The following is a 13947-nucleotide window of genomic DNA, read 5'->3' as shown; positions in this document are numbered from 1 at the left end:
GGCAGAGCTGACGCACTGCCATTTCGACAACTTTCTTACCAACTGACCAACACGTACTTAAAGGTTTTAAGGGCCTTAAAAACGTACTTCATTCACTGCTTGTTCATTTATCAACCAAACGTCTTTTCCGTAAAAACGGGTAAGGACTTCATTCTGAAAGGAGAAAATCGACACGATATCGATGGCGACACCAGTCAACATACTGGTGTGTGGAAGCAGACTGATTAATTTCAGCCCGGTGCAAACCGCGAACAGGTCAGAGACCTGGGGAGCTTCGCAATAACTCAACATTTCGCCGCCCCGATGCACAGATATCTGTCGAGACGCAGGAAGCGCAACCATAACCCGTGCCGTCGGGGTGAAATTCATCGTCTGTAGCTGTGGCGCAGCCGGTGTCAGTGCTTTTCCGTTCACGCAGACGGAAAAGCACTGACACCTGTTTAAATGGAGGGTTGTTTATGGCAAAACTGAATAAAAATCTTAAAACACTTGCGAGGCAGGCAGGGGGAAGTTTTAAAACCGTTTCTGACCGAATGAAAATTGCGGACAGGTTTGCCGAACGTTTATTAAAACTTAATGTTCAAATCAGAGATATTAAAAATATCAAGACGGGGCATATCGAGTTGTATATGAAGAGCCGCCTTTCCGAAGATATTTCCAGACGCACACTTCAGAACGAAATGGCAGCTATCCGGGCTTTGTTACGTGTTGCGGGAAAAACATTCATGGCAAATCCTTCTCATGAAAAACTGAGCAATCAGGCTCTGGGTATTTCGGAAACGAGCCGGGATGGAACTAAGGTTGCTATTCCCGATGCTTATTTTCGGCAGGTATTGACGAGTGTAGAGCAAAAGGATGATGGCGTTGCATGTGCAATGAGATTATCCAGATTACTCGGGTTAAGAACAGAAGAAACAGTACAGTCTGCTAAATCGTTGCGTACATGGAAAAAAGCTTTACTCAATGGTGACGAAAAAATACGTGTTGTATTTGGGACAAAAGGAGGACGACCAAGAGATACAACGGTATTAGATCGTGAATCAACTCTGGCTGCAATCAATGCGTCCCTTAAACACTTGAATGAAAATAATGGAAAGTTGATTGATAAGCCATCATTACATACGGCTATTGAACGTTATCGCAATGTTGTCCGTGAGTCCGGATTAACAGGAAAATATGCGCCTCATAGTTTACGCTATGCCTACTCTGTTGATGTCATGAATTATCATATGAAAAGAGGTTTCACTAAAGAAGAGGCACAGGCTCTGGCATCAATGGATTTGGGACATGGCGATGGCAGGGGACATTACGTGGCTCGTGTTTATAATAAGGTAGAGGGTAATGAGTAAAAGCATTTTTGTTTCTGGTGAGGATTTGGTTATTGGTCGTGTGTTTTTGGGATGGAAGGAAAGGATTTTACGTATTATCGATAGGGGGCATTACGAGGTGGCTTGTTCACAGGAGGCTCATGCGCATTACGGAGACAAATTTACCCGTACTGATGCCTGTCTGTATTTCATCCGTGGCGCACTGTCTGAAACTTTCAGGAAATCACTGAGAGAAAAAGAAAACGCTCATGAAATGTAAAAACATGATCCTTTTTTCTGGTCAATTTAAACATGACACATTTTCTCAGGATATTCTCAGCAGTAGTGACTTTCCCGTTAAGGGCTTCATCGTCCTGGTTCAAACCATAATGTGGAAAGATCTTTGCGTTGACACTATTGCCTGAGGTGCGGGAATTGTGTACGCTTAATTTGCTAACGTTGTCTCTGACAACTGCCAATGCCTGAGTGATTTGAGACAGGCGCCTTCGGGTAATCACATGCCAATGCCATCATAACCTGAGAGATGGCGCTTTCGGGCGGTTCAAACCTGTTTAACCTTTGCAAACAGGAACCTGATTACAGGTTAAGGTCCTTTTCTACTTCACTTCACACTACCAAACACCTGATTTACTCATCCGGCATTTTTGGCCTGATTCTCACCCTGAGGGATACTTTCCCTTTGGGACGGTTCCCTTTTTTCATAAGGAATCGTACCCATGCATTACACCAGAATGATCAATCCGCTCGCGTTACTGAGTTGTGACTCACCCGCTTCTGCAAAAATCATTGTGGATTACGTAAAAACTCAGCTTAACATTCGTCTGGATAACAAACTCATGGTCGACGCAGATCCTCAGGTTCCTGCTGACGGCCTTCCTGATTACCTGACTTTTCTCAGACATGTCGCGCATACAGTTGGTTTTGCAACTGAGCATGGCTTCATAAAACATACCTTTGTCGAAGAAGCAGTGAGCGAGCTTACGCTTCTGGGGACAGATGTTCACAGTTTTCACTGGAGTACAGCTTTTCTTCAGGGCGTAACCAGGTCTCGCGAGGAAAAAGAGCTGGACGAAGCTACAGAGCAATTGCGCGAAATGTTTTATCAGAGCGCCCATTTCTCAGACATCGCCTGACGGCCTTATTAGTCGAAGATTTTCTCACCCTAACGGGACTTCTGTCCCGGTCAGGGACAGGATTCCACAACTCTTTAAGGAATCCTTTATGAACGAGTTAATTCTCACCGAAGATTTTCACATCCGTGCCAGCGAGCGTAATGCTCACAAAGTTGCACTGGCTAAAGCGGAAGGCGACCTGCTGAGTATCGCAGCGCTTCGCCGCCTTGACCTAAATACCGGGACAGATGAAGACGGCTTTCCGTATTACGTCTGGGATATGGCTTCTGTTGCCCGGGAACTGGCTGAACTGTATGTTCGAAAACTTATACCGGGATCATGGGAGGCATTCTTTAACGACCTCTGCCGCATGGCAGAAGGTATTGATAAAGAAGCCTGGACATATTTCTACAAAAGCGCAGTCAAAGACGAAGAGGCCTTTCTGTCTATGGAACGCAGCGATGCTGATTTCTGACGTGAAGCACTGAACCCTATGGGGACTTTCTCCATACGGAGGTGGTTGTGTTTTCTGAATGAAGCCAGCTTATAACTGATGTACCAACCCATGCGGGGACAACCTCCCTGCATCTGCGGTGATGGTTTTCTCCGCATTAACTAAGGAGAAAACCATGAGCAGTATAATACTGTTGTTTATCACCCATACCACGCGCGTCCTCAGCCGCATTTCAGAAGCAATGCGGCAGCAGCAGGCCGAATGGTTCACCAACCGTAGCGGTCACAGCAGTTTCCGCGCCGAGGTCGTTCAGTCTGAAGGGGGTTTTACCGCCATCATTTCACGCAGAACGGGCTACAGTTCGCGTGACTGGCAGTATCAGCAACTGGCCAGCGCCGGTCAGTTTGCCTCCGCACGTAAGGCTTTACGGGCGGGACGGCAGATGGCGCAGCAGATGGCCTGGCTGCGTTACCGTTTCGACTGAATCAGTTCTGACTGATTAACACTTCCCGGAGGGACCTTCCCTCCAGGGGAGGTCTCCTCCTTATTAATTTAAGGAGTCCTGATGATTCGCTTTACCTCAACCGAATTACGCCCTCTTTTATCACAGCAGGGCGGTATGCAAAGGCCACTGCTGCTTGAAAAGAACCTTGGTATATACATCCGGGTTCCGGATGACCGAAACCCCGGCGAATGGCTCAGGGCATGGGCGGAAGGTTGTAATCCCTCGAAAGATGCAAACTGGTCGGAAAATGCAGACCTGTTAATTCCCGAGAAGGAATACGCTTTTCAGACCTTTATGGAGCAGAGCAAATTCGACGCCGTTCTGAACGAACACCACGATCTTTTTATGATGCCATCGGCCGGTCCACTGGGGACTGGTATGACAATTCGTAAGGAGACCCGTCCGCCAGAAAAGGTGTATGTCCTGGTGGAGGAATATCGCAGCAATATTCGCTGGCTCTACGATCAGTCTCTCCGGCATTTACCTGCCTGTGTAGGGAATGCGGAACGTCTGAGCTGGCGCTCACAGGCGCTGTCTGTGCTTGACAGGGTAATCCGTCTCGACTGTAAACGGGCAAAACCGGCTGATCGCACGATGTTTGAGAGTGCGGTTCGCAGCGTACGCAGCAGCGTCAGCGAGGTGATGTCTGATGGCTCTTTCCGTTACGCGGGAACCCGCCGCTAGGTTGTATTACTGACTATCTCTGACTTTTTTCCACTTCCGGTGGCGCATTCTTCCGCCCCGGGGAGGATGCGCCCTTTTTTACAGGTTGCATCCTTATGAACAAATCCATTCGCGGCCGTAAGGCCGCACCGGCTCAGAAAGCCGATCTTTACCAGCAGGTCACCGACAAAATCATTGCCGCCCTGGAAAAAGGGGTTCCACCGTGGCGCCGGCCGTGGCGTTCTGCACAGAACGTACATGGCAGCGCGTTACCGGTGAATGCCACAACCGGCCGCCATTACAGCGGAGTGAATATACCCTTGCTGTGGATGTCTGCTGAAGAGCGGGGATTTTCATCCGATCGATGGCTGACATACCAGCAGGCGAAAGCCGTGGGTGGACAGGTGCGTAAGGGTGAAACCAGCTCGATGGCCATCATCTACAAACCGTTTGAGAAACAGGCGACGGATGGCAACGATAACAAGCTGTTCGATAAAGACGGTAATCCCGTCATGGAGTCGCTTGCAATGCTGAAGCCGCTGCAACTTTTCAATGTCGCCCAGTGTGATGGACTGCCGGATGCTGTTGCCGGCATGCCGCCAACAGAGGCAGAAGAGGAGCGGCATTCCATACTCAGTGAACAACAACAGGAGCAGGTACTGTCAGTACTGAATGCAACCGGTGTGGTTTGCACATCGTACCGACAAAACCGGGCGTATTATCAGCCATCAACCGATCGAATTGTGATGCCTACGACTTCGCAGTTTAATTCTGAAGCTGATTATTGGTCCACACTACTGCATGAACTGGTTCATGCAACCGGCCACAGCCGCCGCCTTAGCCGTGAAGGGATAACATCTTCTTCGCGAAAATTCGGTGATCCGGTTTACGCCTTTGAGGAGCTTATTGCCGAAACCGGCAGTGCTTTTCTTTGTGCAGAGCTGGGTATTTACGGTGATGTTCAGCATGAAAGCTATCTGGCCAGTTGGCTGAAGGTACTTCGTGACGATAAAAAAGCCTTTTTCCGCGCCTGCCGGTTTGCCCGGGAAGCGTCGGAATTTTTACTGCAGCCACTGAACCGACAACCGGAACAGAACAAGGCTGCTTAACAATAAACTTGATGGCCCTGGCCATCAGCATCCCCTGAGGGTATCTCCTCAGGGAGATGCCCTCTGTCTAAACTAAAGAGGAGTAATAACTATGTTTTCATGGTGCAAAAACCGTCTGGAAATCACTGCGAAATCTGTTTGTATTGACGTGATGCAGTCCTGGATTGCCGGCACTGAAACTCCGCGTTATCGACATGCCATACGGCAGGCCATAAAGCTGTTTCTTGCTGGATGTGCCGGGATACTTAAGCCAACAAAAGCGACAGAGTTTACTGCTTATCCGATGCTTACGGCCGCTGGTACGGGGGCTTCTACTTCGGCAAACCAGGCGTTCCAGCATTTCCTGGAATTAATGGAAAAGGATGCGTGGCTCGACAGCGCTACAATTGCACGTATGGAGAAGATCTGGGTTCAGTCCGGCCTGGAAACACTTAAATGGGAGAGTATTCCAGTTTCATCGCGCCAGATAATGTCCCAGTTGATGGCTGTTCACTATGCTGACTGGTTTGGTGTTGCCAGCTTCGGGGAACAGTTCGATCCGCAGGAGCGTTGGGAATGGCTCAGTATAATGCCGGCCGCGAGTTGTCCCTGCGATATGCTGATGATAATGCCGTCACGTCTTGCAACTGAGTTGAACGGTAACAGTGGTTTGTTCCGGGGGCTTAACACAACTGCAGATCTTTACACGCAGCTGTATGGTGTGGAGTTCCCGGCTGGTCATAAAGCCAACTGGAGCCGTGAATCACTGGGCACGATATTACTGACGTTCGATACCCCCTGGTACCCGCCATCTGGAGAGGTTATGGGTGAGATGTCAGAGCTGTTTGACTGTGAGATCCGTCATTACTGGAAATCAGTGGATGAAGGTTTTTCCGGATATAACTGTTTTGACCGCGGTGATCACGTTGACAGTGGCCCCTGGCCGGAAGAAATGCAGCAACTGAGCAACGGTGAAACAGCAAGAATGTACCTTGTCTCTACGGAAACCACAGCGGTAACGCCATATGCGGCGCCAGCGGCACAATACGGGAGCATTCGGGCCTGACACTAAACCAGGATAACCCAGGCTAACCGGTTCAACATACTGGCCACAACACTTGTTGTGGCTTTTTTTCACCCTGACGGGAAACACTGTTTCCCTGTCAGGGGCGTGTTTCCCGTTAAAGGAGACATGCATGAAAAATCTAATAAACCATGAAAAGGCGTTCATTTCGCTTTTCAACCAGACTGCTCGTTATCACCATCGACATCAGGTTTTTGAAGACTTCATCAGTTGCAGCGTTATTGCTCTTCAGAATGCCCTCAGTTTCTGCGAAAAGCGGGAGCAGAAATATCTGCGCATAGTTGCACGTTATGAAAAGAAGGATGTAGTCCGTATGGCAGAATTGCTGGCCCATGTTGTCAATGGGCTGGATGATTCACCGGGGGATTTTCTTGGACAGGTTTTCATGCAGCTTGAACTGGGTGATAAATATCGTGGTCAGTTTTTCACGCCTTATGGGCCCATGTTAACTGTTATGTCTTTTTAAATTTATTAATATCAATGAGTTATACTGACGATTTCAACTAATTATTTTTCTTGCTAAACGTGCATGCCACTTTATATGAAAGAGACCTTTACGCATCTTCCCCATGAAAGGGAGGCCATACAGTTGTTTTTCGGGAAAGGATTAGAAGGGTGATGACATATTCATATTGCTCTGATTGTATTTTCATTTCACGAACTGAAGCGTCTTTATCTGCATGAGGGAACCAAATTGATGCAGGGATCTTCATTCCTGCTCTTTCCATTGAAATGTTCTGGTTTGCAGCAAGCGATCCTTCTGGAATACATACAACATTGCGTTGTGTGCGAAAGAAGGCTCCGTTACGGCGAGCCGCGGGGCTGGAAAAGGCCCATTTCATGTACCCGTCACGAGATAAAATGAATAGGGCATTTTCTTCAGTACATTCAAGCCATTTCAATGTAGCTGCTGTCAGCGATACCCCATAACGGATCGCATACTGACGTAATACTTCAATATCAATGTCTGGCGTCAGCTGTTTCCGGAAATCATTGAATGGCATCAGTAAGTAAGAAGCAAATAAATCTGCTTCTGATTCAATATTTTTATCTTCCCAGGATAGCATATCATCACTGCTACATCTGAACTCATCACGATTTAGACGATGAAGTATGTAATGTCCCAGTTCATGTGCCTGAGTGAATCGAATTCTCCCCGGGGACGTTAAGCCGTTATTATAAAGTAGCATCCAACGACTGCGGGCTTCATTGGCAATTAATGCACCATCAAATCCTTTGATGTCAACGGGTTCTATTTTTACTATAGGGTCTGCCCATTGGAATAACTCTGCTGCCCCCAGAGACAACTCACCAACGTTAACAGGAAATCGTTCAGTGCCGTGAATCTCACTGAAAGTATCGCAAATTTTTGTTAGCCGAATAGCTGCTTTTTGAGGCGTCCATATCTCTTTTTCTGGCATAACTAAAAGTCCTTTTTAAAGGTGTCCAATATTTTTCTTAACTGTGCTTTAGCCTCAGGTTCAAGGTTTTTATAGCCTCGAAAGAAAGCATCATCAAGATGTCTTTCTTCCGGTTCTCGAAGATCATCTTCTAAAAAGAAACTAGTCCCAACTCCCAGTGCATCTGCCAGGGCAGTGAGCTTTTCTGCCGAAGGACGTTGAGACTCGCGATTTTCCAGTTCCCATAGATAGCTTTTACTCAGTCCAGCCATGTCAGCGAGTTTTTCCAGTGTTAATCCACGCTGTTTACGCAAATCGCGAAGTTTTTCGCCAAGACGGGTTGCCATTGTTACATCTCCTCATTTATCTCTTTCATCATTGTACCACTATTCCGAACAAAAAGTTTGACAAGTATGAAAAATGCACTCATTCTTATAAAAAGTTCGCTATACCGAACTTTGTGGCCGACGAAAATGAACATGACATGTCGTCCGGCTTGGATAGAGTGAAGACTTCTAGTGAGGATGAGATGTCAACAGAACATGTCGACCATAAAACTATAGCGCGATTTGCCGAGGATAAGGTAAATCTTCCAAAAGTAAAGGCTGATGAATTCAGGGAACAGGCCAAGCGATTACAGAACAAACTGGAAGGGTATCTTTCCGATCATCCTGACTTTTCATTAAAGCGAATGATTCCATCAGGTAGTCTGGCTAAAGGGACTGCTCTTCGCTCGTTAAACGATATTGATGTGGCTGTGTATATCAGCGGCTCTGATGCACCACAGGATTTACGTGAGTTACTTGACTATCTTGCTGATAGATTGCGTAAAGCATTTCCTAACTTTAGTCCTGATCAGGTTAAACCCCAGACATACTCTGTAACGGTTTCCTTCCGGGGCTCTGGCTTAGATGTCGATATTGTCCCTGTATTGTATTCGGGATTACCTGACTGGCGAGGTCATTTGATAAGCCAGGAAGATGGCTCGTTCCTTGAAACCAGTATTCCTCTGCACCTTGATTTCATTAAAGCCCGCAAGCGTGCTGCCCCGAAGCATTTTGCTCAGGTTGTCCGTTTAGCGAAATATTGGGCTCGTTTGATGAAGCAAGAGCGACCGAATTTTCGCTTTAAATCGTTCATGATTGAATTGATTCTTGCAAAATTACTGGATAATGGTGTGGATTTCTCGAATTATCCGGAAGCTTTACAGGCATTTTTTACCTATCTGGTGAGCACTGAATTACGTGAACGCATTGTCTTCGAGGATAATTATCCTGCGTCAAAAATAGGCAAGTTGTCAGACTTAGTGCAGATTATTGATCCCGTTAATCCTGTTAATAATGTTGCTCGTTTATATACGCAGTCTAATGTGGACGCCATCATTGACGCCGCAATGGATGCCGGTGACGCTATTGATGCTGCATTCTATGCACCAACCAAGCAATTAACCGTAACCTATTGGCAGAAAGTTTTCGGTTCTTCATTCCAGGGGTGAAATCATTATGTCTTCTTATAGTTATACAGTAGCAGAGACACAAACTTTCAGCGTAACCCACGCTCGTCACATGGCTGCTAAAGTTGCAACTGACTTGCGGCGGATGCAGCGTTTTTATGGTTACCCCAGTGATGCTGACATTGAAGCATACGAAGAAGAATTGGTTGTGTTTCTTAAGGCTGGATATTTGGGGGAGGTCTCTTATGGTTTTCAGAAAAATAATAACTGGATCGAGCCGACCCTTCGATATACCGCAGGCGACTTGCTTGGTTCAGGAACAGATGACGATCCTGGAAAAATCCGCCCAGGAAAAGATGTATCGGGTGCATCCTTCTACAGTTTTATGACTTATAGCTCGAAATATCTGAATGCTACTCAATCGGAAAAAGATACTGCTTTGAAAGATCTACCATTCAAACGGGTTGGTGCCCAGTCTCCAGGGATTAATGGCTACCTCGAAAATGATAAGACTTATTCGGCCGGTGGTCGCTCCCTCACTCGCACTAGCGTAAGGAATTATGTATGAACGTAAAACCATCACTTGATGAATTGTTTGAGCGGCGTATTAACTTCCCTGACTTTGAGCCTCAGGAGCGTCTGGCTCGTTTAGTTGGTCTTGATGAGCACAAAGAGCGATTATCCAAAATATTAGGTTTGCTTGTAAACCCTTATGGGATTCAGGAATGGGCCAAAAAATATCATCCAGATGCTCGTGCGGCTGTTGATACAGTACTCAGGCGGCCACCTTTAGTTGTATTGGCTGGGGACGTGGGCTCAGGTAAAACAGAGCTGGCGGAAACCATTGGTGATGCTGTTGCCCGGCAGGAAGATATTGATATTACGTTATATCCTTTGAGCCTTGCTACCCGAGGGCAGGGTAGAGTTGGCGAAATGACTCAGCTGGTTTCAGCTGCATTTGATTACACCATTGAAGCCGCAGATAAATTAAAAAACACGAATGGAAAAGCTCGTGGTGCAGTTTTGCTGTTGATTGATGAAGCTGATGCATTGGCTCAATCCCGGGAAAATGCTCAGATGCACCATGAGGATCGTGCTGGTGTAAACGCTTTTATTCGTGGAATAGACCGGATCGCCAATCAGAAACTACCAGCGGCAGTTCTTATGTGTACTAACCGGTTGAAGGCTCTCGATCCGGCCGTCCAGCGTCGTGCTGCTGAGGTTTTAACTTTTTCCAGGCCAAATGATGAACAACGACACTATTTGTTGCATTCAAAACTTACGGGGTTGGGATTAAATTCTACGGCGATAGAAGAATTAGTCAGGTTAACCGGTCCAAGGGACACGAATTCGCCGGGATTTACTTTCTCAGATATTACCCAGCGGCTAATTCCATCAATAATTCTTGCTGCCTATCCATATAGCGCAGTGTCAGTCCATTCAGCACTGCAGGTAGTCAATAAAATGACACCAACACCTGCATTTATTGACCGCTAATAATATAGTAAAGATAAATGCCCATAAATATTATTATGGGCCATGCATACTTAAGCAATGTATGAGTATTACTGAATAAAGGAATCTATTATGTCAAATTGGTCACTTTCTCAACTATTTGCTTCGTTACATGAAGACATTCAACTTCGACTGGGAACTGCACGTAAAGCTTTCCATCATCCAGGGGCTAAAGGGGATGCCAGTGAAGGAGTATGGATTGAAATGCTCGATACATATCTTCCCAAACGCTACCAGGCAGCTAATGCTTTTGTAGTTGATAGTTTGGGTAATTTTAGTGATCAGATTGATGTGGTCGTTTTTGACAGGCAGTACTCACCATTTATTTTTAAATTTAATGATCAAATAATTGTTCCAGCAGAAAGTGTCTATGCGGTTTTTGAAGCGAAGCAATCAGCGTCAGCAGAGCTTGTTGCTTATGCACAGCGAAAAGTTGCAAGTGTTCGCAGACTTCATCGTACCAGCCTTCCAATTCCGCATGCTGGCGGGACATATCCAGCAAAACCACTCATTCCAATTTTGGGAGGGTTACTTACTTTTGAAAGTGACTGGAGTCCTGCATTGGGGTCGTCGTTCGACAAAGCTCTTAATGGGGATTTATCAGATGGTCGACTTGATATGGGCTGTGTTGCATCACATGGGCATTTTTACTTTAATAACATTGGTGGAAAATTCAATTTTGAACCAGGAAATAAGCCAGCTACTGCTTTTCTTTTCAGGCTTATTGCACAGCTTCAATTTAGTGGCACTGTGCCAATGATTGACATTGATGCCTATGGAAAATGGTTAGCTAGCTGAGTACTGGTTTGTTTTTTATTTATTTCGAGAAGATTTGTTTTTTAAGTTGTAATTCAGCATTTCATTGATGGTTGCCAGCTTTGATATTCGAAGCTGAAGTTGTTGGATCTCATTCTGTAAAACTTTGTTTTTGGCATTTGCATCCTTTAACTTTTCACGTAATGTTGCCCGAGAATTCTGGGGGATATTATCTGCAATCCTCCTGATTTCATCTGCGATATCTGGATAGTAGTTGTGAATCAATGAAGTGCTAACGCCCGCTTCCCGAGCTACGCGAGAAATATTTACAGGTTTCTTCAAAACCATAAGCTTCCTGATTATATTCCTGAATTTCTCACGGCGAATATGTGCTGGCTCATGTTTGTGGTTCATCGGTGTCTCCATTGTTGAGATTAATACCAAAGGATAGCATCACTCTCTTACAATGAGTTATATCAGAGGATATTCGCTTCTGAGATGACTGGTTTTTAATACTACGCTGTAATATTTTCAGGTCTTCATATAGTTTCTGGTATACGGAAAGATTTGCAGAGTCGATAACAGCGTTTTGACATTCGCTACAGCGCAACATATTTTGCGAAAAATTACCCGAACATTTTCTGTTATCTGCTGTGCACCAGGCATGACCATTGCTTCGTATTGCAATGCTTTCTGCAATTGATCGCAACATATGTTCATGACTGTGAAAAATGTGGGAGGCATCGGTTTTTCTCCAGTGCTTCAGACTCTCACCATAGCCTCCTGCGAGTGGCGTTTCAGACTGGAGCCACTTGTCAATCAGGGTTGTTTTTATTATTGCTACATCCTCTTTTATCTCACTAAGCAATGTCATTTCCTGAGAAGCATTCACTGCATATCGCAGTGTCATATCAACAGACCAGTGCTTAAAATGTTCGCGAAGATAACGAAGGTCACCAAACTGACTTTGCGCCGCATAGTTGGCGAATTTTCGCCGAAACTGGTGTGTACTGATAGCCCATGTAATACCATGATATTTGCAGAAAGAACGCAGACGTAGATTCCATTGGCCGCCATTTAATGTCCGTACTACTCCCGTATGAGGATGCTTCCCCGGAAAGAGTACTTTCAGGTGGCGTTCAGCCTCCTGAATCTCTGGATCATATGGGTTGATGAGTTTTTTCCGTTGTATTTCAGTTTCTAACTCTTTATGAAGGGGAAGTGCTAATTTTTCCGCCACTCTGATTGCTTTTACTGCTGCAGGTGGGATCATCCACTCCGTCTGTCCTTCCCCTGTTTTTGTTGACCGGGAGCGCATCCACCAAAGTATCTCACCGTTTTCATGTCTGACCTTATAGCACGCACCTGTTTTTAACCATGCCAGTTCGTGATTCCTGCACCCCGAGAGGCTTGCGATGATAATGTAACAGGCTGTACTGAGATAAGTCAGAGCTTCATACAGGGCCTTTGGTCCTGATTTCCATCCTCTTGTTATCAGGCAATTACTTCGGGCAAGCGAACGAGTTGACGGGCTTTTATGTGCAACATTTTTGCTGATCTGTTGCAGGGCATCACGATGCTGAAGTAGTTCACTGGCCTGGGTCACTCGATGCCAGGCATGCTGGAATAAGGTGGTGAATACAGAATCTGGCATCAATGGAGTTTTTTGCATCGCGAGGTCATTCATTCTTGCCAGTCTGTGGGATGATGTTCCGGGCCAGGGATGCGGAATCATTTTGTCCGGGCAAAATTGTCCCAGTTCAAATAACGTTTCAACGGCTGCGAGTCGGCGGGACAGCGTTGCTGGTTTCAATGGTTCATCAGTGTTAATGCGTTTATACTGCTGTAGATATCGAGCCCAGGCCAGACAATGTTCAACAGTAATTTTATTAAGTGTGTGGATATTTTGGAAAGTCAACCAGTTAAGGAATCCAGTAATTTCCGATATAAACGCTATTATTGTTCCAGGACGTGGTTTTATTTTACCCGGGCGGCCATGAGACAGCCAGTGCCATGATATGTATTTCAGGGTTGGTCGAAAAGATACGGGAATTGCAGTGAAACGTATATGCCGCCGCGATTTACAGGTATTGGTTGGTGCATCATTGAAGATCCATTCATCGTTAATATAGATGCTTAATGTAACCCATTTCCCATTGATAAATATGCGCGATATTACTGTGTCGTCAGGTATTTGAGGCTGGAGTGAGCTATTTTTCTGCGATATGAGGGTCATTGTTTTTCCAGCCAGGTTATGGGAGTGCTATACGCCCAGAATGGATGTGGTGAATGTCTCGCAGATTCACGAGCAAGATCGATATCTGCTTGCCTGAAAATATGATTTTGTAAACCAGGTGTGACTACGTTTCGCTCGATCAATCGTGGGATAAAAGCGTAGAATCGCTTCCAGCAACGTCTACTTACCCGGTTATGTTCATACAGCACACGCCAGTAGAAACTGAACACACGATAAAGGTCATCAGTTGTTACTACATAATGGCGGCAGCGAAGGCAATTTAGAAATGAAAAGCACTGAGCTCCAGGAGTGGTTGGTGCATATTCTCCACTTTTGCGATTGCGGCAATGGCC

Annotated in this window: 17 protein-coding genes and 2 pseudogenes; 14 read left to right on the top strand and 5 right to left on the bottom strand. The window is 45.9% G+C overall.

Going from position 1 to position 13947, the window contains the following annotated elements; all coding sequences use genetic code 11:
* The 10 genes and pseudogenes from AB7E14_RS10550 to AB7E14_RS10505 form a co-directional block, all read left to right on the top strand.
* A partial coding sequence (locus AB7E14_RS10550) for a hypothetical protein (RefSeq protein ID WP_428169506.1) occupies positions 1–228 on the top strand: 228 nt, incomplete at its 5' end.
* Positions 229–458: 230 nt separating this feature from the next.
* The gene (locus AB7E14_RS10545; protein ID WP_058799380.1) at positions 459–1349 is read left to right on the top strand and encodes an integrase domain-containing protein; all 891 of its coding nucleotides are present in this window, start codon (positions 459–461) and stop codon (positions 1347–1349) included.
* Complete coding sequence (locus tag AB7E14_RS10540; RefSeq protein ID WP_058799379.1) at positions 1342–1587, top strand: hypothetical protein; 246 nt, start codon at positions 1342–1344, stop codon at positions 1585–1587. The genes AB7E14_RS10545 and AB7E14_RS10540 overlap by 8 nt, the downstream gene beginning before the upstream one ends.
* Before the next feature lie 457 nt (positions 1588–2044).
* The gene (locus AB7E14_RS10535; protein WP_058799378.1) at positions 2045–2461 is read left to right on the top strand and encodes a hypothetical protein; all 417 of its coding nucleotides are present in this window, start codon (positions 2045–2047) and stop codon (positions 2459–2461) included.
* A gap of 88 nt (positions 2462–2549) precedes the next feature.
* A complete protein-coding gene (locus AB7E14_RS10530; protein ID WP_058799377.1) occupies positions 2550–2915 on the top strand; it encodes a hypothetical protein in 366 nt (121 codons plus the stop codon).
* Positions 2916–3069: 154 nt separating this feature from the next.
* A complete protein-coding gene (locus tag AB7E14_RS10525; protein WP_032676630.1) occupies positions 3070–3378 on the top strand; it encodes a hypothetical protein in 309 nt (102 codons plus the stop codon).
* An 81-nt stretch (positions 3379–3459) separates the two neighbouring features.
* Complete coding sequence (locus tag AB7E14_RS10520) at positions 3460–4083, top strand: hypothetical protein (RefSeq protein ID WP_058799376.1); 624 nt, start codon at positions 3460–3462, stop codon at positions 4081–4083.
* Positions 4084–4178: 95 nt separating this feature from the next.
* Positions 4179–5171, top strand: a complete 993-nt coding sequence (locus tag AB7E14_RS10515; protein ID WP_058799375.1) for an ArdC family protein — start codon at positions 4179–4181, stop codon at positions 5169–5171.
* 91 nt (positions 5172–5262) lie between these two features.
* Positions 5263–6216, top strand: a complete 954-nt coding sequence (locus tag AB7E14_RS10510; RefSeq protein WP_000493293.1) for a DUF1281 domain-containing protein — start codon at positions 5263–5265, stop codon at positions 6214–6216.
* A gap of 130 nt (positions 6217–6346) precedes the next feature.
* Positions 6347–6670: pseudogene (locus AB7E14_RS10505) on the top strand (SAM-dependent DNA methyltransferase); the annotation flags it as partial.
* A 118-nt stretch (positions 6671–6788) separates the two neighbouring features.
* On the opposite strand, the gene AB7E14_RS10500 reads toward AB7E14_RS10505, so the two are convergent.
* Positions 6789–7655: an ImmA/IrrE family metallo-endopeptidase gene (locus AB7E14_RS10500; RefSeq protein ID WP_058799374.1), complete on the bottom strand. Its 867-nt coding sequence runs from the start codon at positions 7653–7655 to the stop codon at positions 6789–6791.
* Between the two features lie 2 nt (positions 7656–7657).
* Complete coding sequence (locus AB7E14_RS10495) at positions 7658–7981, bottom strand: helix-turn-helix domain-containing protein (protein WP_001515173.1); 324 nt, start codon at positions 7979–7981, stop codon at positions 7658–7660.
* A 182-nt stretch (positions 7982–8163) separates the two neighbouring features.
* Here AB7E14_RS10495 and AB7E14_RS10490 point away from each other — a divergent pair, with 182 nt between their 5' ends.
* From AB7E14_RS10490 to nucC, 4 genes are all read left to right on the top strand, one after another.
* Positions 8164–9129, top strand: coding sequence for a CBASS oligonucleotide cyclase (locus tag AB7E14_RS10490; protein ID WP_057393355.1), 966 nt, complete (start codon positions 8164–8166; stop codon positions 9127–9129).
* Positions 9130–9136: 7 nt separating this feature from the next.
* A complete protein-coding gene (gene cap7 / locus AB7E14_RS10485) occupies positions 9137–9655 on the top strand; it encodes a CBASS phage resistance system CD-NTase-associated protein Cap7 (RefSeq protein WP_038992388.1) in 519 nt (172 codons plus the stop codon).
* Positions 9652–10584 (top strand): CBASS phage resistance system CD-NTase-associated protein Cap6, encoded by a 933-nt coding sequence (cap6, locus tag AB7E14_RS10480; protein ID WP_058799373.1) that lies wholly within the window; start codon positions 9652–9654, stop codon positions 10582–10584. Before cap7 ends, cap6 begins: the two co-directional genes overlap by 4 nt.
* A 90-nt stretch (positions 10585–10674) precedes the next feature.
* Entirely contained in the window at positions 10675–11400 is a 726-nt protein-coding gene (nucC, locus tag AB7E14_RS10475) for a CBASS effector endonuclease NucC (RefSeq protein WP_058799372.1), read from the top strand.
* 15 nt (positions 11401–11415) lie between these two features.
* On the opposite strand, the gene AB7E14_RS10470 is transcribed toward nucC, so the two are convergent.
* From AB7E14_RS10470 to AB7E14_RS10460, 3 genes and pseudogenes are all read right to left on the bottom strand, one after another.
* Positions 11416–11772: a hypothetical protein gene (locus AB7E14_RS10470; protein WP_058799371.1), complete on the bottom strand. Its 357-nt coding sequence runs from the start codon at positions 11770–11772 to the stop codon at positions 11416–11418.
* On the bottom strand, positions 11756–13594 hold the full coding sequence (locus AB7E14_RS10465; RefSeq protein WP_058799370.1) for a site-specific integrase: 1839 nt from the start codon (positions 13592–13594) through the stop codon (positions 11756–11758). The genes AB7E14_RS10470 and AB7E14_RS10465 overlap by 17 nt, the downstream gene beginning before the upstream one ends.
* A pseudogene (locus AB7E14_RS10460) lies at positions 13591–13947 on the bottom strand (hypothetical protein); the annotation flags it as partial. The pseudogene AB7E14_RS10460 and the gene AB7E14_RS10465, both read right to left, overlap by 4 nt.

The organism is Citrobacter sp. (genome assembly GCF_050252275.1).
GTDB classification, from domain to species: Bacteria; Pseudomonadota; Gammaproteobacteria; order Enterobacterales; family Enterobacteriaceae; genus Citrobacter_A; species Citrobacter_A amalonaticus.
This window is presented reverse-complemented; position numbering and strand designations above follow the sequence as displayed.

Bases quoted from the DNA above. Each gene is read 5' to 3' on its own strand.
- AB7E14_RS10545 (WP_058799380.1), top strand. From the start codon at position 459: ATGGCAAAACTGAATAAAAATCTTAAAACACTTGCGAGGCAGGCAGGG.
- AB7E14_RS10540 (WP_058799379.1), top strand. From the start codon at position 1,342: ATGAGTAAAAGCATTTTTGTTTCTGGTGAGGATTTGGTTATTGGTCGT.
- AB7E14_RS10535 (WP_058799378.1), top strand. From the start codon at position 2,045: ATGCATTACACCAGAATGATCAATCCGCTCGCGTTACTGAGTTGTGAC.
- AB7E14_RS10530 (WP_058799377.1), top strand. From the start codon at position 2,550: ATGAACGAGTTAATTCTCACCGAAGATTTTCACATCCGTGCCAGCGAG.
- AB7E14_RS10525 (WP_032676630.1), top strand. From the start codon at position 3,070: ATGAGCAGTATAATACTGTTGTTTATCACCCATACCACGCGCGTCCTC.
- AB7E14_RS10520 (WP_058799376.1), top strand. From the start codon at position 3,460: ATGATTCGCTTTACCTCAACCGAATTACGCCCTCTTTTATCACAGCAG.
- AB7E14_RS10515 (WP_058799375.1), top strand. From the start codon at position 4,179: ATGAACAAATCCATTCGCGGCCGTAAGGCCGCACCGGCTCAGAAAGCC.
- AB7E14_RS10510 (WP_000493293.1), top strand. From the start codon at position 5,263: ATGTTTTCATGGTGCAAAAACCGTCTGGAAATCACTGCGAAATCTGTT.
- AB7E14_RS10500 (WP_058799374.1), bottom strand. From the start codon at position 7,655: ATGCCAGAAAAAGAGATATGGACGCCTCAAAAAGCAGCTATTCGGCTA.
- AB7E14_RS10495 (WP_001515173.1), bottom strand. From the start codon at position 7,981: ATGGCAACCCGTCTTGGCGAAAAACTTCGCGATTTGCGTAAACAGCGT.
- AB7E14_RS10490 (WP_057393355.1), top strand. From the start codon at position 8,164: ATGTCAACAGAACATGTCGACCATAAAACTATAGCGCGATTTGCCGAG.
- cap7 (WP_038992388.1), top strand. From the start codon at position 9,137: ATGTCTTCTTATAGTTATACAGTAGCAGAGACACAAACTTTCAGCGTA.
- cap6 (WP_058799373.1), top strand. From the start codon at position 9,652: ATGAACGTAAAACCATCACTTGATGAATTGTTTGAGCGGCGTATTAAC.
- nucC (WP_058799372.1), top strand. From the start codon at position 10,675: ATGTCAAATTGGTCACTTTCTCAACTATTTGCTTCGTTACATGAAGAC.
- AB7E14_RS10470 (WP_058799371.1), bottom strand. From the start codon at position 11,772: ATGAACCACAAACATGAGCCAGCACATATTCGCCGTGAGAAATTCAGG.
- AB7E14_RS10465 (WP_058799370.1), bottom strand. From the start codon at position 13,594: ATGACCCTCATATCGCAGAAAAATAGCTCACTCCAGCCTCAAATACCT.